A 20289-nucleotide genomic window follows, 5' to 3' on the forward strand; every position below is an offset into this window, starting at 1 on the left:
AGAACTTAACCAACTGCCTAGACAGATTTAGGTTTAAAATGCTAAATTAAGCAGTTCTTTAGGACTACACAATTTATAAAAAATAAATTATTGTTGTGCTTTAAAAGCTTTTAATTTTTCGATTAGGGCAGGAACCACTTCAAAAGCATCGCCAACAACACCGTAATCTGCTGCTTTAAAAAATGGCGCTTCAGGGTCGGTGTTAATCACCACTTTTACTTTTGACGCACTAACGCCAGCTAAATGCTGAATGGCTCCAGAAATACCAATGGCAATGTACAAATTGGCAGCAACAGGTTTTCCTGTTTGCCCCACGTGCTCGCCGTGCGGACGCCAACCTAAATCGGAAACCGGTTTAGAACAAGCCGTAGCAGCACCTAAAACTTCAGCCAATTCTTCAATCATGCCCCAGTTTTCAGGACCTTTTAATCCACGACCTCCCGATACCACAATTTCAGCATCAGCAATGGTTACTTTGTCTGTGGCTTTATCAACCGATTCAACGGTAACTCCTAATTCTGGTAAGGTAGGCGAAAATTCTTCCGCGGAAGCGCTTCCACTATTTTCAACCAATCCGAAAGCATTATTTGAAACCCCAATAATTTTAACTTCAGTATTAATTTGCGTTAATTCGAAAGCTTTATTGGTGAATGCTGTACGTTTTACGGTAAACGGACTCGTGTTTGTTGGAATTTCAACAACGTTTGATGCATATCCAGCCGATAATCCAACGGCTAAAAGTGGTGCTAAATATTTGCTGTTTGCGCTAGAGCTTAGCACGACAACTTTAGTACCTTCCTGGTCTGCCGCTTGTTTTATTGCCGAAGCATAAGCGTTGGCATTGAAATTATCTAACTGCGAATTTGTTACATTTAATACTTTGTCTACGCCATAATTACCCAACTCCGCGGTGTCGTTTGCGTTTATTGTAATGGCTGTAACGGTTGTTCCTAATTGATTAGCAACGGCTTTGGCATAAGAAGCCACTTCGAAAGCGGCTTTTTTAAAACTGCCTTTATCTGATTCTGTATATACTAAAACGGACATAAATATACTTTTTTTCATTTCCACGAAGGTGGAAATCTCATTAATGAATTTTATTTTTAACCGTATCCCTTCTTAATTATTTCCCCTCTTCTGTAGGGGTTAGGGGAGGTCTATATTACTTTCGCTTCGTTGTGAAGTAAGTTTACGAGTTCGTCTAAATTATCTGGTGATACTAAAGTTACGGCACCTTTTGGCTTTGGTTTTTCGAAAGATACCGAAGTTGTTTCAGCATCTACAGCTATAGGTTCAACAACTGTTAGCGGTTTTTTACGCGCCATCATAATCCCTCTCATGTTTGGAATGCGTAAATCACTTTCTTCAACCAAACCTTTTTGACTTCCAATAACTAAAGGAAGTTTAGTAGAAACGGTTTCTTTACCACCATCAATTTCTCTTATCGCTTTCGCGGAAGTACCATCAACTTCTAATCCTATACAGTTGTTTACAAAATTAGCTTCAATTAAGCCAGCAATCATCCCAGGAACCATACCACCATTGTAATCGATAGATTCTCTTCCGGCAATTACTAAATCGTAAGCTCCTTCTTTAGCAACATTCGCCAATTGTTTGGCTACCGAAAAACCATCGGTTGCAGCGGTGTTTACACGAATAGCTTCGTCAGCACCAATAGCAAGCGCTTTACGTAAAGTCGGTTCGGTTTCTGCTGTTCCTACATTAACAACAGTAACTGTTGCGCCTTGTTTTTCTTTAAACCACATGGCACGCGCTAGGCCAAAATCATCATTAGGATTAGGGATAAACTGAACGCCATTACTGTCAAATTTCGAGTTGTCTTCAGTAAAATTAATTTTTGAAGTTGTGTCTGGAACATGACTTATACATACTAATATCTTCATTTGTATAATAATTTATGTTTGTTAGGTAAGATGAGAAACCGAAAATTTGAGTGGAATACACGTAAAAATTAAGGTTAAAATCTTAAGTTTTTCTGTAAAAAAATAGTCTGAAATCTTTCAGGACACGAAGTTAATTATTTTATTCTGAATATTTACTATGCGTGCATAATAAAAATGTAAAAATTTAAGATTGAAAATCATAAATTCATAATGTCGTTGAGGTCTTTTTGATTTTGATTAGGGCAGACCGTTTTATCTGCTGTAATAATTCATATATCTGTAGAAATCGTATGTTTTTTCTGTGAACTTTATAAAAATAATTTTTAAGTTTATTTTACTCTTTATTTTTATGCCTGTTTATTGGCAATAATTCTTATTTTTGCTACTCGAATAAAAACAAACTTTAATGAAGACAATTCAATTTAGAGAAGCTATTTGCGAAGCCATGAGTGAAGAAATGCGCAGAGATGAGAGCGTTTACTTAATGGGCGAAGAGGTAGCAGAATATAATGGTGCGTATAAAGCATCAAAAGGCATGTTAGCTGAATTTGGTGCAAAACGTGTTATAGACACGCCAATTGCCGAACTTGGTTTTGCCGGAATCGCTATTGGTTCTACAATGACAGGAAATAGACCTATTGTAGAATATATGACTTTTAACTTCTCGTTAGTTGGGATTGATCAAATTATAAATAATGCAGCAAAAATCAGACAAATGTCTGGTGGACAATTCAAATGTCCTATTGTATTTCGTGGTCCTACAGCTTCTGCTGGTCAATTAGGAGCAACGCACTCACAAGCTTTTGAAAACTGGTTTGCTAATACGCCAGGTTTAAAAGTAGTTGTGCCATCTAATCCTTACGATGCAAAAGGGTTATTAAAGGCATCTATTCGCGATGACGATCCGGTTATTTTTATGGAGAGTGAGCAAATGTATGGTGATAAAGGAGAAGTGCCAGAAGGAGAATACATTATCCCAATTGGTGTTGCCGATATTAAACGTGAAGGTACCGATGTAACTATTGTTTCTTTCGGAAAAATCATCAAAGAAGCTTACAAAGCTGCCGACGAATTAGAAAAAGAAGGTATTTCTTGTGAAATTATCGACTTACGTACGGTACGCCCAATGGATAGAAAAGCGATTGTAGAATCGGTTAAGAAAACCAATAGATTAGTAATTTTAGAAGAAGCATGGCCTTTTGGAAGTGTTGCAACCGAAATTACATACTTAGTACAGTCTGAAGCATTTGATTACTTAGATGCACCAATTATTAAAATTAATACCGCAGATACTCCTGCGCCATATTCGCCAGTTTTACTAGAAGAATGGTTACCTAACAAAGATGAGGTTATCAAAGCAGTAAAAAAGGTGATGTATAAATAAACCGTATTTTTTTACGTTATATAAACTTCATCAGCATTTCATGTTGATGAAGTTTTTTTTTAAATATGAACTTAAAGTTTTTAGTAGCCCTTTTTCTATTTATATATTCTGCAGCTTTTGCACAAACAAAAGTGAGTGGCTATGTTTTTGATGAAGCTAATCAGCCTATTTCCTTTGCAAATGTTATTTTTAAAGGCTCTACTCAAGGCACCATTACCAATGAAGATGGTAAATTTTATTTAGAGTCCGATGAAACTTGGTCGGGATTAACCGTATCTTTTTTAGGTTATGAAACTTTAAATATTTCATTAGAAAAAAAAATAAACTACAATTTAAAATTTACCCTTAAAGAAGAAACCGCGCAATTAAATGAGGTTTTCATTGTTTCGGGGAAGCAGCCTAAAAAAAATAATCCTGCCATAGATTTATTGCGGAAAATTTGGGAGCATAAACGCAGTAATGGGCTAAAACAATTTAAGCAATACCAATATGATAAATATGAAAAGCTTGAATTTGACATCAATACCATTGATAGTGCACTTATAAAAAGCAAACTGTTTAAAGGGATGGAATTTGTTTTTGATGCGGTTGACACCTCTAAAGTCACCGGGAAAACCTATTTGCCCATTTTTATAAATGAAGCAGCTTCTAAAGTTTATGGCGACAATGTTATTAAGAAATACAAAGAAATTGTAGAAGGCAATAAAAATTCGGGATTTAGTGATAATGAAATCGTTATCGATTTTGTGAAAGATTTGTATTCCGATGTTAATGTTTACGACAATTTCTTGAAGCTTTTCGATAAAAGTTTTGTGAGTCCACTGTCAAGAACGGGCATTAACACCTATAATTATGTATTGGCCGATAGTACTTTTATAGATAATAAATGGTGTTACAATATTATTTATTATCCAAGACGTAAAAACGAACTCACTTTTAAAGGTGATTTTTGGGTTGCCGATACCACTTATGCGATTAAAGAAATTAATTTACAAGCTTCAAAAAGTGCCAATATAAACTGGATTAAAGAAATTTATATCGAGCAGGAATTTGAAGTGCTAAATGATTCTTTATTCCTTGTGAAACGCGATTATATGATGTCGGATTTCGCACCAAACAAAAAGGAAAAATCGCGAGGACTTTACGGAAAACGAACAACTCTTTACAATAATTATCAGTTTGATATTGAAAAGGAAAAGAAGTTTTACGAGAAACATGTAAATTTTCACGACGAGGCTGTTTTTAACCGCGATGATGCTTTTTGGGAAGCCAACCGTTTAGAGAAATTAAGTAAAGACGAAAAAGGGGTTTACACTATGCTAGACACCTTAAAAACCGTAAAAAAGTTTAAAAATCTCTATACCGCGGGAAGTGTTTTAGCTTCTGGTTATTATGAATTTGATAAATTACCTTTAGATTATGGACCTATTTTTTCAACATGGGGTTATAATACGGTTGAAGGTATTCGTGCACGTGTTGGCGGGCGTACCTATTTTGGCAGAAATGATATGTGGCGTATTGAAGGGTTTCTGGCCTACGGATTGCGTGATGATAAATTTAAATATGGGATCTCTGGAAAGTGGTTAATCGATAAGAAAAACCGCTTGATTATCTCTGGCGGTAACCGTAGAGACATCGAGCAAATTGGAGCAAGTTTAACAAACTCTACCGATGTTTTAGGTCGGAATTTTGCATCTTCAGGTCTTTTTACAACAGCTCCAAACGACAAGCTTACTAATATAAATTTAACCACTCTTGCATTAGAATTTGAGCCTGTAAAGAATTTAACCTTCAGATTGGGCGGAAGTTATCGTACCCTAGAATCGGCTTCTCCTACTTTTAGTTTAGATTATTACGACCCTAATTCACCAACGGGAGTTTCTTCAGAAATAAAACAATATGAAACCGAGGTTTTAGTGTCCTTTTTTCCGAATAGAAAAATGACAGGTTATGGGGTGGAGCGTTTAACGACTAACGATGATTATGCCCAGCTTTTTGCGCTTTTTAGTAAAGGTTTAAAGGGTAAATTAGGTGATAATTTTGATTATACGAAGATCCAATTAAGGTATGTGCAACCTTGGCAATTAGGTGGTTTTGGGCGCTTGCAAACTATGATTGAAGCGGGAAAAACTTTTGGAGTTGTGCCTTTAGGTCTATTAAGTGTTATTCCTGGGAACCAAAGTTACTTCTCTATTTATAATACTTTTTCTCAAATTGATTTTTATGAGTTTGTTACCGATACTTACACTTCGGTGCATCTAGAACATAATTTTAATGGCCGTGTTTTCTCGAGAATTCCAGTGATTAAAAAGTTTAATTTAAGAGCTATTGTGGGATTAAGAGGGGTTATTGGCGATGTGTCTCAAGAAAATAAAGACATTAATGCTTCAGGCTTAGTTTATCGAGCACCATCAAAAAATCCTTACTACGAATATAGTTTTGGAATTGGAAACATTTTCAAGGTGTTTAGGATAGATTTTAATTTCAGAGGGAATTATTTAAATGAAGTTGAAAATCCTAATGCTCGAAAATTTGGGGTTACAGGGGCTTTTGGTTTTCATTTTTAACAGTGTTAAGTGTCTGATAACCTATGTGTTGTCTGTTTTTGTAATTTTTTTATTAAAAATAGTTTGTTTAGCTTTTTAAGTTGATATAATTTTATCGCCCAAATGAAAAAGCCCTTTTTTAAATATTTTATTTTTCTATTTGCTCTCTTAATCGTTGGGCAGGGGCAATCTTTCACTGTTTTAAATCAGGATGCGCATAGTGCTCCTGCTACAGTTTCTCATTTAGATTTTCATAATTATTCAATTCATACTCAAGTTTCTTCAAGTCCATCTCCAGCTTCAAAAATGTTGGATATTAAGGTTGATGAAACCGAAATTGAAGAGTTTAGAAATGGTTTTCGTAAAAAAATAGAGTTTCAAAATAATGTTTTAGCATTTTTAGAAACCCTAGAATTATTTTCTTCAATTAGTGATAAAACTTCAGTAATAACTGAGTTTGTTACGCCCTTCATACCCAATAAGCGGTATATTTTATTCGAGGTTTTTAGAATTTAGAATGTCTACATCATCATTATGTCTTGAATTATATAAGGCATAATTCGACTTATTTGTATTCTTAGCATTTTGCTTCAAGAATACGAGGAACGGCGTGCGCATTTCCGAAAATATTACCAAACAATTTTTATAAATACAGAACCATGATTAAAAAGAGTCTTCTTTTGGCAGGCTTGGCTATGCTATTAATGCATACAAGTTGTCAATCTAAAAAAGAAAAGAAAGAGAAGGAAGTTGAGTTTTTAGTAACAAATCCCGTTAAAATAGACACCACAATTACCAAAGATTATGTGTGTCAAATCCATTCCATTAGAAATATTGAAGTACGCGCTTTAGAAAAAGGCTACTTAAAACAAATTCATGTTGATGAAGGCCAGTCCATTAAAAAAGGCCAAAAAATGTTCGACATCATGCCCAATGTCTATCAAGCCGATTTACAAAAAGCAAAAGCCGAAGCCGATGTGGCAGAAATAGAATACCAAAACACAAAAATGTTAGCCGATGAGGATGTTATTTCTCAAAACGAGTTAAATATGGTAAAAGCAAAGCTTGAAAAAGCAAAAGCTGAAGTGTCTTTAGCCCAAACCCACTTAAGTTTTACAAATATTAAAGCACCATTTGATGGTATAATGGGGCATTTACATGTTAGAGGCGGCAGTCTTTTAGATGAAGGTGAATTGCTTACAACCTTATCCGATAACAGTAAAATGTGGGTGTATTACAATGTTTCGGAGGCTGAATATTTAGATTTCATGACCAATACCGACCGAAATAAAGATCAAGAAGTGAGTTTGTTAATGGCTAATAACAGGGTTTTTCCTCATAAAGGTGTTGTTGAAACCATTGAGGGCGAATTTGATAATCAAACCGGAAACATTGCATTTAGAGCTGTTTTTCCTAATGAAGAAGGCATTCTACGTCATGGTGAAACAGGAAGTATTCTTATGAAAGTGCCTTTTAAAGACGCCATCATTATTCCGCAAAAAGCAACATTTGAAGTTTTAGACAAAAAATTTGTTTTCGTAATTGATGAAAACGGAGCTGTAAATCAGCGAGAAATAACGCTTCGTGGCGAACTGCCTCAGCTTTTTGTTGTTGATAAAGGTTTGTCTGTAAACGATAAGGTTTTATTAGAAGGCATTCGTATGGTTAAAAATGGCGAAAAAATTCATTATAAAGTTGAAAATGGGCATGACGTTATAAAGAATTTAGAAATGTATGCTGAGTAATAACCCCTTATAATTTTCAATTATGTTTAGTAAATTTATAAAAAGACCCGTGTTGGCTATTGTCATATCGGTAATCATCGTATTTACGGGGTTGTTAGCCATAAAACAATTGCCTATTTCTCAGTTCCCTCAAATCGCCCCAACCACGGTTAATATCTTTATCGCTTATCCGGGTGCGAGTGCCGATGTACTAGTTAAATCCACATTAATTCCTTTAGAAACCGCTATAAACGGTGTGCAAGACATGCGTTACATTGCTTCGGATGCAACCAGTGCTGGAGAAGGAACTTTACGTATAATTTTTGAACCAGGAACAGATCCCAATCAGGCCGTAGTCAGGGTGAAAACAAGGGTCGATCAAGTGATGCCGCTGTTACCAGATTTGGTTCAGCGTGAAGGTGTTGTGATCACTCCTGTACAACCCAGTATGTTAATGTATGTGAACTTATACAGTAAGAAAAAGGATAATGATGAGAAATTCCTTTACAATTACGCCTACACCAAAATAGTTCCAGAAATTCAACGAATTAAAGGGATTGCAAGTGCCAAAATATTAGGAAGTCGAAAGTACGCTATGCGTGTTTGGTTAAAACCAGATCGCATGCGAGCTTACAAAGTCTCGGCCGAAGAAGTTCTAGAAGCCATGGCCGAGCAAAGTATTATTGCTAGACCAGGGCGTTTAGGGCGAAGCTCAGGAAAAAGGGCTCAGTCTTTAGAATATGTGTTAACCTACGAAGGTCGCTATAACGAGCCTGAGCAGTATAAAAATATTATTATTAAAGCTTCTGAAGAAGGCGAAATTTTAAAACTTGGCGATATTGCCGATGTCGAATTAGGAAGTGAGTTTTTCGATATTTATTCCAATCTCGACGGACAACCATCGGCCTCAATCGTTTTAAAACAAACGTTTGGAAGTAATGGTAGCGATGTTATTGAAGCTGTAAAAGAAAAATTAAAAGAACTAAAAGAAGATTTACCTCCAGATGTAGATTATAAAATAAGTTATGATGTTTCTAACTTCTTAGATGCCTCTATCGAGCAAGTTATCGATACCTTACGCGATGCATTTATATTGGTAGCCATTGTGGTATTCTTGTTTTTGGGTGATTTCAGATCGACCCTTATTCCAATTATTGCTGTGCCTGTTTCGCTTATCGGGACCTTTTTTATCATGCAGATTTTCGGATTGTCTATAAACCTGATAACCCTTTTCGCCTTAGTATTGGCTATTGGTATCGTGGTTGATGATGCGATTGTCGTCGTTGAAGCCGTCCATGTTAAAATGGAAGAAGAACACCTCACGCCATATAAAGCCGCTTACGCAGTATTAGGCGAAATTGGAGGCGCAATTCTTGCTATAACCATGGTAATGGTTTCGGTATTTATTCCTATAGCGTTCATGTCTGGACCCGTTGGAGTTTTTTATCGTCAATTCTCGATAACTATGGCGGGGGCTATCGTGCTTTCTGCAGTAGTGGCGCTTACTTTAACGCCTGTACTTTGTGCGATGATGTTGAAGAACAATCATGGTAAAGCAAGAAAAAAATCGCCTGTTAATCGATTTATCGATTGGTTTAATTCGAAATTCGATAAGCTTACAGGGGTTTACGTTAAAATATTAAAAGTTATTGTAAACCGTCGTGTGGTAACTTTCGGATTGCTTATAGCATTCTGTGTTGGTATCTTTTTCACTAATAAAGTGCTTCCTGCAGGATTTATTCCAAATGAAGATCAAGGGATGATTTATGCCATTATTCAAACCCCTCCAGGGGCAACTTTGGAACGTACGAATGAAGTGGCTCATAAACTTCAAAAAATTTGTGAAGAAACTGAAGGTGTGCAATCTGTATCTTCATTAGCAGGTTATGAAATTATGACTGAAGGTCGTGGTTCTAACGCCGGAACTTGTTTGATTAACTTGAAACCTTGGTCGGAGCGTCATCATTCTGTTCATGAAATCATGGAAGAATTAGAGGAAGAAACCAAAGATTTGGGAGCTGTTATCGAATATTTCGAGCCACCTGCTGTTCCTGGTTTTGGGTCTTCGGGCGGTTTTGCAATGCGATTGCTTGATAAAACAAACTCAACCGATTATCATGAGTTTGAAAGATTGAACAATCAATTTATGGATGCTTTAAGAGCGCGTAAAGAATTAGCAGGTTTATTTACTTTTTATGCTGCTAATTTTCCGCAATACGAATTGAAAATCAACAATAAAGCGGCCATGCAAAAAGGGGTTTCTATTGGAAAAGCCATGGAAAACCTAAATATTTTAATTGGTAGTACTTACGAACAAGGTTTTATTAAATACGGTAGGTTTTTTAAAGTGTACACACAAGCTGCTCCAGAATACAGGGGCATGCCATCGGATTTAGAAAAACTTTTTGTTAAAAATGAAGCGGGTGAAATGGTGCCGTATTCGTCATTCATGGCCATGGAAAAAACATTAGGTCCTAATGAAATTACACGGTATAACTTGTACAATTCGGCGGCCATTCGAGGACTTCCTGCAGCTGGTTATACCAGTGGAGACGCGATTAAAGCCATTCAAGAAGTGGCAGAACAAACCCTGCCAAGAGGTTATGATATTGCTTGGGAAGGGCTGTCTTACGACGAAGCTTCAAGAGGTAATGAATCGTTGTATATTTTCATTGTGGTTTTAGTTTTTGTATACCTTGTTTTAGCAGCACAATATGAAAGTTTCTTATTGCCATTGGTGGTTATTTTATCACTACCCGTCGGGATTTTTGGCTCTTTTTTACTGCTGAAGTTTATGGGGCTTGCTAACGATGTTTACGCGCAAATTGGTGTCATCATGCTGGTTGGTTTACTCGGTAAAAATGCCGTGTTAATTGTAGAGTTCGCCGTTCAAAAACGTATTGAAGGCGCTACAATTCTAGACGCAGCTATTGAAGGTGCTAAAGTAAGATTCCGACCTATTTTAATGACTTCCTTTGCATTCGTAGCAGGGTTAATTCCCTTGGTAATTGCTACAGGAGCAGGCGCTATTGGAAACAGAACCATTGGTGGTTCGGCCATGGGAGGGATGCTTATCGGAACCCTTTTAGGGGTGCTTGTTATCCCCGGATTGTACTACATTTTTGCAAGATTAGCAGATGGACGTACACTTATTAAAGATGAAAAAGCAGAAACTGTTTCGGAAGAATTTATGCGTGTGAGTGAAGACAATTCGAGGGTTAAAACAGAGCTTTCTAAAATTAAAAAGCTTTTGAAAAAATTATCTAAAAAAACAGAAGATGAATAAGATAAAAGCAACTGTAAAACAGTTTAAAAATATAGGTCTGCTTAGTATTATTCTGCTAACCACCCTGTATTCTTGCGTACCAACTTTAGAGGTAATGCAAGAAAATAAGGAAGTACCAGAGCAGTTTAAAAACCAAGCTACCGACACCGTAAATACCGCGAAGGTTAAGTGGAATGATTATTTTACCGATGTGTATTTAAGTGCGTTAATTGAAGAAGCTCTTAAAAATAATCAGGAGTTAAATATTACTTTGCAAGAAGTTGAAATAGCAAGAAACGAAGTGCGTGCCAAAAAAGGGGAATATTTACCTTTTGTTGATGTACGTGGTGGTGCCGAAGTTGAAAAAGTGGGGCGTTATACTAGCCAAGGTGCTAGCGACGCTAATAATGATATTAGGCCTGGGGAAGAATTCCCTGAACCATTAGGAAATTATGGTATCGGACTAGAAGCCAGATGGGAATTAGACATTTGGAAGAAGTTACGCAACGCTAAAAAAGCTGCTTACAAACGTTATATTTCTTCAGTTGAAGGTAAAAACTTTTTGGTTACAAATCTTATTGCTGAAATCGCGAATTCTTATTATGAATTGTTAACGCTAGACAATCAATTAAGTATTGTTCAGGAGAATATAAAAATTCAAAGTAATGCTTTGGAAATTGTAAGACTTCAAAAAGTAGCAGCACGCGTTACTCAATTGGCGGTTACACGCTTTGAAGCCGAAGTATTGCATACCAAAAGTCTTCAATTTGATATTCAACAAAAGATTACTGAAACAGAGAATAAAATCAACTTTTTGGTAGGGCGTTATCCGCAGCCTATCGAACGCAGTTCAGAATCCTTTTACGATTTAATACCAGATCAACTTTTGGTTGGTGTTCCAGCACAATTGTTAGATAATCGTCCTGATATTAGAGAAGCAGAACTGGAATTGGAAGCTGCTAAATTGGATATAAAAGTTGCTAAAGCTCGGTTTTATCCATCAGTAGGAATTTCAGCAGGCGTTGGTTTTGATGCATTCAAGCCTTCATTATTATTAAAAACGCCAGAATCGATATTTTACTCTTTAGTAGGAGATATTGCAGGGCCATTAATTAACAGAAACGAAATAAAAGCTTTGTATTTTAACGCGAGTGCAAAACAAATTCAAGCCGTTTATAATTATGAGCGTACTGTTTTAAACGCCTATTTGGAAGTTGCAAACCAACTTTCTAATATTAGTAATTTGGAGCAAAGTTTTAATTTGAAATCTAAAAAAGTAGATGCTTTAACGCAGTCTATAAATATTTCAAACATACTTTTTAAATCGGCAAGAGCAGATTATATGGAAGTGTTATTAACCCAACGTGATGCTTTAGAATCTAAATTCGAATTGGTTGAAACCAAAAAAGAGCAAATGAATGCCATGGTTAACATGTACCGTGCTTTAGGTGGTGGTTGGAATTAAAACTTGCAAAAATTAGAGTTAGTCAATTAATTTTTCTATGAAGAATCCTCTTAAGTGTAATGCTTAAGAGGATTTTTTTGGTTCAAAGGTTGGTTTGGTAAATAGGTGCTGTACTTAATCGTAATTGGTTATTTTAATAATTAATAGGCTTTTAATTCTAAATACGTATATGGGTTTTTAGTTACTAATTTTAGGGTGTACGATTTTTATGAAAAAACCAAGCGAAGTCGTGAACATTTGCATTAAAATGTCTGTTATTTTTCCACCCAAACAACTTGTTTACCTAGTCTATTCACGAAAGCATAAAATATAACTTCTCGACTGCGAAATCGAAGACCCTATTAACTGCCTAAATCATTCATGCTATTGGAATTTATAAAAGATATCAATACAAGATTTTATAAAAAATGGATTTAGTTTAGATTTTTCGAAAACATTAATAAAACTTGCTCCTCCTTTCATTTTGAAGGGAGGAAAATTTCGATTTAATCGAAATTAGGAGGGTTAAAAACATAAGAGCTTTCATCTTCCTAACAATAGTGTTTAAAAACCTGAAGGGTCTCGAAAAAAAAAGTCTTGCAACTCAAATTGCAAGACTTTTATATAGGTTAAGTGTATTTTGGTTTACAATCCAAAAACACTTTTTACTTGGTCAACATAATCCAATTTTTCCCATGTAAATAATTCTACATCAAGGGTAATGGTTTCACCATGTGGTTGTGTAAATGTTTTAGAAACTGTTTCGTTTTTACGTCCCATGTGTCCGTAAGCTGCAGTTTCACTATAAATAGGAGCACGTAGCTTCAAACGTTCTTCAATAGCAAAAGGACGCATATCAAAAATTTCGGTTACTTTTTCAGCAATTTCACCATCGGTCATATTAAACGGGCATGTTCCGTAAGTATCAATAAAAATTCCCATAGGTTCAACCACACCAATCGCGTAACTTACTTGTACTAAAACTTCATCGGCAACACCTGCAGCAACAAGGTTTTTAGCAATATGTCTCGTCGCATAAGCAGCGCTTCTATCAACTTTACTTGGGTCTTTACCAGAGAATGCACCGCCACCGTGGGCACCTTTTCCGCCGTAAGTATCAACAATAATTTTTCGTCCAGTTAAACCAGTATCACCATGAGGACCTCCAATTACGAATTTCCCTGTTGGGTTAATATGGTATTTAATATCGTTGTTAAATAACTTTTGAAGGGATTCTGGAAGTTTGGCAATAACACGCGGAATTAATATCTCAACAATATCTTTTCTAATTTTTGCTAACATGGTTTCATCATCAGCAAAATCGTCATGCTGCGTTGAAACAACGATGGCATCAATACGTTGCGGGATATTATCATCGCTATATTCAATAGTAACCTGACTTTTAGAATCTGGTCTTAAATAGGTGATCTCTTTATTTTCGCGTCTTAAATCAGCTAATTCTCTTAAAATTAAGTGCGATAAATCTAAAGCTAAAGGCATGAAATTCTCAGTTTCATTGGTGGCATAGCCAAACATCATGCCTTGGTCGCCAGCACCTTGTTGTTCTTTGCTACCGCGATCTACACCTTGATTAATGTCTTCCGATTGCTCATGAATAGCCGATAAAACACCACATGAGTTACCATCGAACATGTATTCGCCTTTGGTGTAGCCAATTTTATTTATGGTATCTCTTGCAATTTTTTGAACATCTAAATAGGTTGTCGATTTTACTTCTCCAGCAAGCACAACTTGGCCTGTTGTTACAAGAGTTTCACAAGCTACTTTCGATTCGGTATCGAATGCTAAAAAGTTATCAATTAAAGCGTCGCTAATTTGATCTGCTACTTTGTCTGGATGCCCTTCAGAAACACTTTCTGAAGTGAATAAATAAGCCATAGTAATTTTAAATTATAGTAAGATTTGACGATAACGTCGAAGGAAGTTTGCACTGCCTTTAGCATTTTTGATTATGTTGAAAATTGTTCAGCATAAAGAGGTTGCAATCAGTCAAATCTTTCCTCTGTTGTTTTGTGCTGCAAAAGTAAAAAAATAAAAGAAAATGAACATCTATTTTTTATTTTTTAAGATATAATTGGTAATTAAGATTTTTTTGCGAATATTTGTCTCGTCTAAAATGAAAAATCAAATTATTTATATCATTTCTGTTGGTGTCAATGTGATAATCTCACAAGGCTAGGGAATGCTATAATTTAATCAAAATAAATTTTTAAAAGCTTTCCCGGAATGGAAGGCTTTTTTTATGCATTATTTTTCATTTTTGAACATCATAAAAAAACGGGTTTAAACAGTTGTTGTTCAGTGTGTTGAATTATTTTTGTTGGTTGTGAATTTAACTAGAAAAAATAAAGATTAACCCGTATAATAGACTAATAAATTATTTTCGAAACTTATTTTGAAGTTTTTTGAATAATTGTCATCAAAAAGTTTAAAACACTTAGAAAAATAATAAAAATTAAGATAAAGCATAAAATTATTAGCAGTCATATGAAAGAACTTAATAAACATAGTAAAAGGCTAACTCAGGATGAATCTCAGCCAGCATCTCAAGCCATGTTATATGCAGTAGGATTAACCGATGAAGATATGAGCAAAGCTCAAATTGGAATTGCTAGTACTGGTTACGATGGAAATCCTTGTAATATGCATTTAAATAATTTAGCTGCTGAAGTTAAAATTGAGTGTAATATAGCTGGTTTAGTAGGTTTAGGTTTTAATACAATTGGTGTTAGTGATGGTATTTCTATGGGGACTTCTGGAATGAATTATTCCTTAGCGTCTCGTGATATCATTGCCGATTCTATTGAAACGGTTATGAATGCTCAAAGTTACGATGCCTTGGTGTCTATCGTAGGTTGCGATAAAAATATGCCAGGTGCCGTAATTGCGATGTTACGTTTAAACCGTCCGTCTATCATGATGTATGGTGGTACCATTGCTTCTGGAAAATACAAAGGAAGAAAATTAAATATTGTTTCGGCTTTCGAGGCTTTAGGACAAAAAGTAGCGGGCGAAATTGAAGAAGAAGAATACAGAGAAATTATAAAACGTGCCATTCCAGGAGCAGGAGCTTGTGGTGGGATGTATACAGCAAATACCATGGCTTCGGCTATAGAATGTATGGGCTTTGCGTTACCTTATAACTCATCTATTCCTGCTGAAAATCCGAATAAATTATCGGAAAGTGAAAGAACCGCGAGAGCGATTAAAAATCTTTTAGAATTAGATTTAAAACCATTAGATATTATTTCTAAAAAATCGATTGAAAATGCCATTGCTTTGGTAAATGCTTTAGGAGGTTCTACAAATGCCGTACTACACTTTTTAGCCATTGCACATGCTGCAGATATCGATTTTACATTAGAAGATTTTCAACGTGTTAGTGACAATACGCCGTTAATAGCCGATTTAAAACCTAGTGGAAAATACCTTATGGAAGATGTTCATGGTATTGGAGGAACGCCTGCGGTTATGAAATATTTATTAGATAATGGCTATTTACATGGCGATTGTATGACGGTTACTGGTAAAACTTTAGCTGAAAACTTAAAAGATGTTGAGCCACTCGTTTTTGAAAACGATCAAGATGTTATTTTTCCAAAAGATAAAGCATTAAAATCTTCAGGAAACTTACAAATCCTTTACGGAAACTTAGCTGAAGAAGGAGCTGTTGCAAAAATATCTGGAAACGAAGGTTTATTATTTGAAGGAAAAGCTGTGGTTTATGATGGCGAACAAGCTGCAAACACAGGAATTTCTAATGGCGAAGTAGAGCGAGGTGATGTCGTCGTCATCCGTTATGTTGGTCCTAAAGGTGGCCCAGGGATGCCAGAAATGTTAAAACCAACCTCTTTAATTATGGGTGCTGGTTTAGGAAAATCTGTAGCTTTAATTACAGATGGTCGTTTTTCTGGAGGAACACACGGGTTTGTAGTAGGTCACATAACGCCAGAAGCACAAGAAGGTGGAGCTATTGGTCTTTTAAAAACAGGCGATAAAATTAGAATTAGTGCCGAAGATAATTCAATCAACGTATTACTTTCTGATGAAGAATTAGCCGAAAGAAAAGCGCAATGGGTGCAACCACCATTAAAACACAAAAAAGGAATATTATATAAATATGCAAAATCTGTAGCATCTGCTTCTAAAGGATGTGTTACCGATGCATAAATAGTGAATCTTTTCATTTCCGTGAAAACGGGAATCTCAATAAATGGGAATTATGAAAACACAAACATTAAAAACAAAAAAAGTGGCAAATAAAATAGAGCGAATTACTGGTTGCGAAGCCGTTGTTAGGTCTTTAATAGCTGAGGGTGTTGATATTCTTTATGGATATCCAGGAGGTGCTATTATGCCTGTTTATGATGAATTATTTAAATTTCAAGATCAAATTCATCATGTATTAACGCGTCATGAGCAAGGGGCAGCACATGCTGCTCAAGGTTATGCACGTATATCTGGAAAAGTTGGTGTAGCCATAGCGACTTCGGGTCCTGGTGCTACTAACCTTATTACAGGAATTGCCGATGCTCAAATAGATTCTACACCTTTAGTATGCATTACAGGGCAAGTAGCGTCACATTTGTTAGGTAGCGATGCCTTTCAAGAAACCGATATCGTTGGTATTTCTACGCCTGTAACCAAATGGAATTGTCAAGTCACTAAATCTGAAGATATTCCTGCAGCCATTGCCAAAGCGTTTTATATCGCTAGAAGCGGTCGCCCAGGACCTGTGTTAGTCGATATTACTAAAGATGCACAGTTTGGCGAATTAGATTTTAACTACGAAAAATGTAAAGGAGTAAGAAGTTATAATCCTATCCCAAAAACAAGTCAGGAAGCGGTTAACGCTGCCGCGGAATTAATTAACGCCGCTAAAAAACCAATGATTGTTTGGGGACAAGGTGTTATTTTAGGTCAGGCTGAAGCCGAATTAAAAACGGTTATCGAAAAAGCTGGAATTCCTTCTGCTTGGACAATTTTAGGTGCTTCTGCATTACCATCAACACACCCATTAAATATCGGTATGGTTGGTATGCACGGTAATTATGCGCCAAATAAATTAACTAACGAATGTGATGTGTTAATCGCCATCGGGATGCGTTTTGACGACCGTGTTACTGGCGATTTATCAACTTATGCAAAGCAAGCTAAAGTGGTTCATTTTGATATTGATCCTGCAGAGATTGATAAAAATGTAAAAACGGATGTAGCTGTTTTAGGAAATTCAAAAGAAAGCTTAGCCATGTTAGCTGAAGCTTTAAACGAGAATTCTCATGAAGCTTGGTTAAAAGAATTTAAAGACCTTTATACTATAGAATACGATGCCGTAATTAATGGAGATCTTAATCCAACGAAAGAAGGATTAACCATGGGCGAGGTTATCAAGCAAATTAATATTCAATCTAAAGGTAATGCAGCTATTGTTTCAGATGTGGGACAACATCAAATGATTGCTTGTCGTTATGCCGATTTTAATGTGTCTAAAAGTAATATTACTTCTGGCGGATTAGGCACCATGGGCTTTGCACTTCCAGCAGCGATTGGCGCTAAAATGGCAGCACCAGAACGTGAAGTTGTAGCTATAATTGGCGATGGAGGTTTTCAAATGAATATTCAAGAATTAGGAACTATTTTTCAGCAAAAAGTGCCTGTAAAAATTGTCATTTTAAACAACGAATTTTTAGGTATGGTACGTCAATGGCAACAGTTGTTTTTCGATAAGCGCTATGCGTCTACCGAAATGACAAATCCAGATTTTGTTACCATTGCAAAAGGCTATCATATTGAAGGAAAACGCGTTTCAAATCGTAAGGATATGGAAGCAGCTGTTAAGGAAATGATTGAGTCGAAAGAGTCGTATTTCTTAGAAGTTTGTGTAGAAAAAGAAGATAATGTATTTCCAATGATTCCTTCGGGGGCATCGGTTTCAGATGTACGATTAAGCTAAATAAAGAAAAGACATGAATGAAGATATAAAAACATTTACGATTTCTATTTACACCGAAAATAACATCGGTTTATTAAATCGTATTTCAGCAATTTTTCAACGCAGACATATTAATATTGAAAGTTTAACCACATCGCAGTCTGAAATCGATGGGGTAAATCGTTTTGTTATTGTTGTGAATATGACAGAAACAAACGCGATAAAAATTGTGAAGCAAATTGAAAAACAAGTTGAAACAATTAGAGCCTATTATCATACAGAAGAAGAGACTATCTTTACCGAATCTTGTATGTTTAAAATCAAGTCTGATTTGTTGTTCAATGAGCCTCAAATTCAAAACATCATAAAAGAAAGTAATACACGAATTGTAACGGTAAATAAAGAGTTTTTTGTACTTGAAAAATCAGGAAGAAGAAACGAAATAGAGTCTTTACGTCGCGATTTAAATGTTTTTGGTATCATGCAATTTGTGCGTTCAGGACGTATTGCAGTAACCAAAGATGAAATGAAAATAACCGAATTGCTTACAGCATTCAATAATCAATAATAACAATTAATTAAAAATGGGAAATTATTTTAACACACTATCGTTAAGAGATAAATTAGATCAATTATCGAAGTGTAGATTCATGGACACTTCAGAGTTTGCTGATGGGGTGAATGCATTAAAAGGAAAGAAAATAGTTATCGTAGGATGCGGTGCTCAAGGTTTAAACCAAGGGTTAAACATGAGAGATTCTGGATTAGATATTTCTTATGCTTTACGTGGTGCTGCAATTTCTGAAAAACGTCAGTCTTTCTTAAATGCTTCCGAAAACGGATTTACTGTAGGAACTTACGAAGAATTAATTCCAACAGCAGATTTAGTTTTAAACTTAACGCCAGATAAACAACATACAAATGTGGTTAAAGCGGTGATGCCTTTAATGAAAAAAGGGGCAACTTTAGCATATTCTCATGGTTTTAATATTGTTGAAGAAGGTATGCAAATTCGTGAAGATCTTACTGTAATCATGGTAGCACCTAAGTCGCCAGGATCAGAAGTTCGTGAAGAATATAAAAGAGGTTTTGGTGTACCAACATTAATTGCAGTACACGAAGAAAACGATCCAGAAGGAAAAGGTTGGGCTCAAGCTAAGGCTTACGCTGTTGCAACTGGTGGTGATAAAGCAGGTGTGTTAGCATCATCTTTTATTGCTGAAGTAAAATCGGATTTAATGGGTGAGCAAACCATTCTTTGTGGGTTGTTGCAAACAGGTTCTATCCTATGTTTTGATAAAATGGTTGAAGAAGGTATCGATCCAGGTTACGCTTCAAAATTAATTCAATACGGATGGGAAACAGTAACTGAAGGTCTTAAATATGGTGGTGTAACTAACATGATGGACCGTCTTTCTAACCCTGCAAAAATTAAAGCTTTTGAATTATCAGAAGAATTAAAAGAGATTATGCGTCCGTTATTCCAAAAACATATGGACGATATTATTGAAGGTCGTTTTTCTGCTGGAATGATGGCAGATTGGGCTAACGATGATAAAGATTTATTAGGATGGAGAGCAGCAACAGCTGAAACTGCATTTGAAAAAACGCCTGCTGGAGATGTTCAAATTACAGAGCAAGAGTACTACGATAACGGTGTATTAATGGTTGCTATGGTTAGAGCTGGTGTAGAATTAGCTTTTGAAGCGATGGTAGATTCAGGAATTATTGATGCTTCTGCTTACTACGAATCGTTACACGAAACACCATTAATTGCAAATACGATTGCAAGAAAGAAATTATACGAAATGAACCGTGTAATCTCTGATACAGCTGAGTACGGATGTTACTTATTCGATCATGCATGTAAGCCTTTATTAAAAGACTTCATGAAAACGGTTGACACAAGTGTAATCGGGAAGCCATATTCATTAGACAACGGAAAAGGTGTTGATAATGCCAAATTAATCGCGGTTAATAAAGCGTTAAGAGCACATCCAGTTGAAAAAGTAGGTGAGTTTTTAAGAGCATCTATGACGGCTATGAAGCCAATCGTATAATTAAGATCC

The 20289-nt window shown here is 35.8% G+C and carries 13 protein-coding genes; 10 read left to right on the plus strand and 3 right to left on the minus strand.

Going from position 1 to position 20289, the window contains the following annotated elements:
* Nucleotides 1-87: 87 nt before the first annotated feature.
* Together H6X70_RS05735 and H6X70_RS05740 are read right to left on the minus strand one after the other, a co-directional pair.
* Nucleotides 88-1047 (minus strand): electron transfer flavoprotein subunit alpha/FixB family protein, encoded by a 960-nt coding sequence (locus H6X70_RS05735; protein ID WP_194766711.1) that lies wholly within the window; start codon nucleotides 1045-1047, stop codon nucleotides 88-90.
* Nucleotides 1048-1157: 110 nt separating this feature from the next.
* Entirely contained in the window at nucleotides 1158-1904 is a 747-nt protein-coding gene (locus H6X70_RS05740) for an electron transfer flavoprotein subunit beta/FixA family protein (RefSeq protein WP_194766712.1), read from the minus strand.
* Nucleotides 1905-2310: 406 nt separating this feature from the next.
* Between H6X70_RS05740 and H6X70_RS05745 the strand changes: the two genes are divergently transcribed.
* From H6X70_RS05745 to H6X70_RS05770, 6 genes are all read left to right on the plus strand, one after another.
* On the plus strand, nucleotides 2311-3288 hold the full coding sequence (locus H6X70_RS05745; protein WP_194766713.1) for a pyruvate dehydrogenase complex E1 component subunit beta: 978 nt from the start codon (nucleotides 2311-2313) through the stop codon (nucleotides 3286-3288).
* Nucleotides 3289-3353: 65 nt separating this feature from the next.
* The gene (locus H6X70_RS05750) at nucleotides 3354-5855 is read left to right on the plus strand and encodes a DUF5686 and carboxypeptidase-like regulatory domain-containing protein (RefSeq protein WP_194766714.1); all 2502 of its coding nucleotides are present in this window, start codon (nucleotides 3354-3356) and stop codon (nucleotides 5853-5855) included.
* A 102-nt stretch (nucleotides 5856-5957) separates the two neighbouring features.
* Nucleotides 5958-6350, plus strand: coding sequence for a hypothetical protein (locus H6X70_RS05755; RefSeq protein WP_194766715.1), 393 nt, complete (start codon nucleotides 5958-5960; stop codon nucleotides 6348-6350).
* Nucleotides 6351-6496: 146 nt separating this feature from the next.
* Complete coding sequence (locus H6X70_RS05760; RefSeq protein ID WP_410529837.1) at nucleotides 6497-7579, plus strand: efflux RND transporter periplasmic adaptor subunit; 1083 nt, start codon at nucleotides 6497-6499, stop codon at nucleotides 7577-7579.
* 22 nt (nucleotides 7580-7601) lie between these two features.
* Complete coding sequence (locus tag H6X70_RS05765) at nucleotides 7602-10844, plus strand: efflux RND transporter permease subunit (protein WP_194766717.1); 3243 nt, start codon at nucleotides 7602-7604, stop codon at nucleotides 10842-10844.
* On the plus strand, nucleotides 10837-12288 hold the full coding sequence (locus H6X70_RS05770) for a TolC family protein (protein ID WP_194766718.1): 1452 nt from the start codon (nucleotides 10837-10839) through the stop codon (nucleotides 12286-12288). Before H6X70_RS05765 ends, H6X70_RS05770 begins: the two co-directional genes overlap by 8 nt.
* 624 nt (nucleotides 12289-12912) lie before the next feature.
* Here the strand turns inward: H6X70_RS05770 and metK are convergent.
* On the minus strand, nucleotides 12913-14166 hold the full coding sequence (gene metK / locus H6X70_RS05775; RefSeq protein WP_194766719.1) for a methionine adenosyltransferase: 1254 nt from the start codon (nucleotides 14164-14166) through the stop codon (nucleotides 12913-12915).
* Nucleotides 14167-14775: 609 nt separating this feature from the next.
* Here metK and ilvD point away from each other — a divergent pair.
* From ilvD to ilvC, 4 genes are read left to right on the plus strand one after another with little or no spacing between them, the layout of a single operon-like run.
* Nucleotides 14776-16458 carry a dihydroxy-acid dehydratase gene (gene ilvD / locus H6X70_RS05780; protein WP_194766720.1) on the plus strand — a complete coding sequence of 561 codons (1683 nt, stop codon included), beginning with the start codon at nucleotides 14776-14778 and terminating at the stop codon, nucleotides 16456-16458.
* A 52-nt stretch (nucleotides 16459-16510) separates the two neighbouring features.
* Nucleotides 16511-18241: a biosynthetic-type acetolactate synthase large subunit gene (ilvB, locus tag H6X70_RS05785; RefSeq protein WP_194766721.1), complete on the plus strand. Its 1731-nt coding sequence runs from the start codon at nucleotides 16511-16513 to the stop codon at nucleotides 18239-18241.
* 13 nt (nucleotides 18242-18254) lie between these two features.
* The gene (gene ilvN, locus H6X70_RS05790; RefSeq protein ID WP_194766722.1) at nucleotides 18255-18788 is read left to right on the plus strand and encodes an acetolactate synthase small subunit; all 534 of its coding nucleotides are present in this window, start codon (nucleotides 18255-18257) and stop codon (nucleotides 18786-18788) included.
* Between the two features lie 16 nt (nucleotides 18789-18804).
* Nucleotides 18805-20280, plus strand: coding sequence for a ketol-acid reductoisomerase (gene ilvC, locus H6X70_RS05795; protein ID WP_194766723.1), 1476 nt, complete (start codon nucleotides 18805-18807; stop codon nucleotides 20278-20280).
* Nucleotides 20281-20289: the final 9 nt, after the last annotated feature.

The organism is Tamlana sp. I1 (genome assembly GCF_015355625.1).
In the GTDB taxonomy this organism is placed as follows: domain Bacteria; phylum Bacteroidota; class Bacteroidia; order Flavobacteriales; family Flavobacteriaceae; genus Pseudotamlana.

Excerpts from the sequence above, each read along its gene's own strand:
- H6X70_RS05735 (WP_194766711.1), bottom strand. The coding sequence starts at position 1,047 with ATGTCCGTTTTAGTATATACAGAATCAGATAAAGGCAGTTTTAAAAAA.
- H6X70_RS05740 (WP_194766712.1), bottom strand. The coding sequence starts at position 1,904 with ATGAAGATATTAGTATGTATAAGTCATGTTCCAGACACAACTTCAAAA.
- H6X70_RS05745 (WP_194766713.1), top strand. The coding sequence starts at position 2,311 with ATGAAGACAATTCAATTTAGAGAAGCTATTTGCGAAGCCATGAGTGAA.
- H6X70_RS05750 (WP_194766714.1), top strand. The coding sequence starts at position 3,354 with ATGAACTTAAAGTTTTTAGTAGCCCTTTTTCTATTTATATATTCTGCA.
- H6X70_RS05755 (WP_194766715.1), top strand. The coding sequence starts at position 5,958 with ATGAAAAAGCCCTTTTTTAAATATTTTATTTTTCTATTTGCTCTCTTA.
- H6X70_RS05765 (WP_194766717.1), top strand. The coding sequence starts at position 7,602 with ATGTTTAGTAAATTTATAAAAAGACCCGTGTTGGCTATTGTCATATCG.
- H6X70_RS05770 (WP_194766718.1), top strand. The coding sequence starts at position 10,837 with ATGAATAAGATAAAAGCAACTGTAAAACAGTTTAAAAATATAGGTCTG.
- metK (WP_194766719.1), bottom strand. The coding sequence starts at position 14,166 with ATGGCTTATTTATTCACTTCAGAAAGTGTTTCTGAAGGGCATCCAGAC.
- ilvD (WP_194766720.1), top strand. The coding sequence starts at position 14,776 with ATGAAAGAACTTAATAAACATAGTAAAAGGCTAACTCAGGATGAATCT.
- ilvB (WP_194766721.1), top strand. The coding sequence starts at position 16,511 with ATGAAAACACAAACATTAAAAACAAAAAAAGTGGCAAATAAAATAGAG.
- ilvN (WP_194766722.1), top strand. The coding sequence starts at position 18,255 with ATGAATGAAGATATAAAAACATTTACGATTTCTATTTACACCGAAAAT.
- ilvC (WP_194766723.1), top strand. The coding sequence starts at position 18,805 with ATGGGAAATTATTTTAACACACTATCGTTAAGAGATAAATTAGATCAA.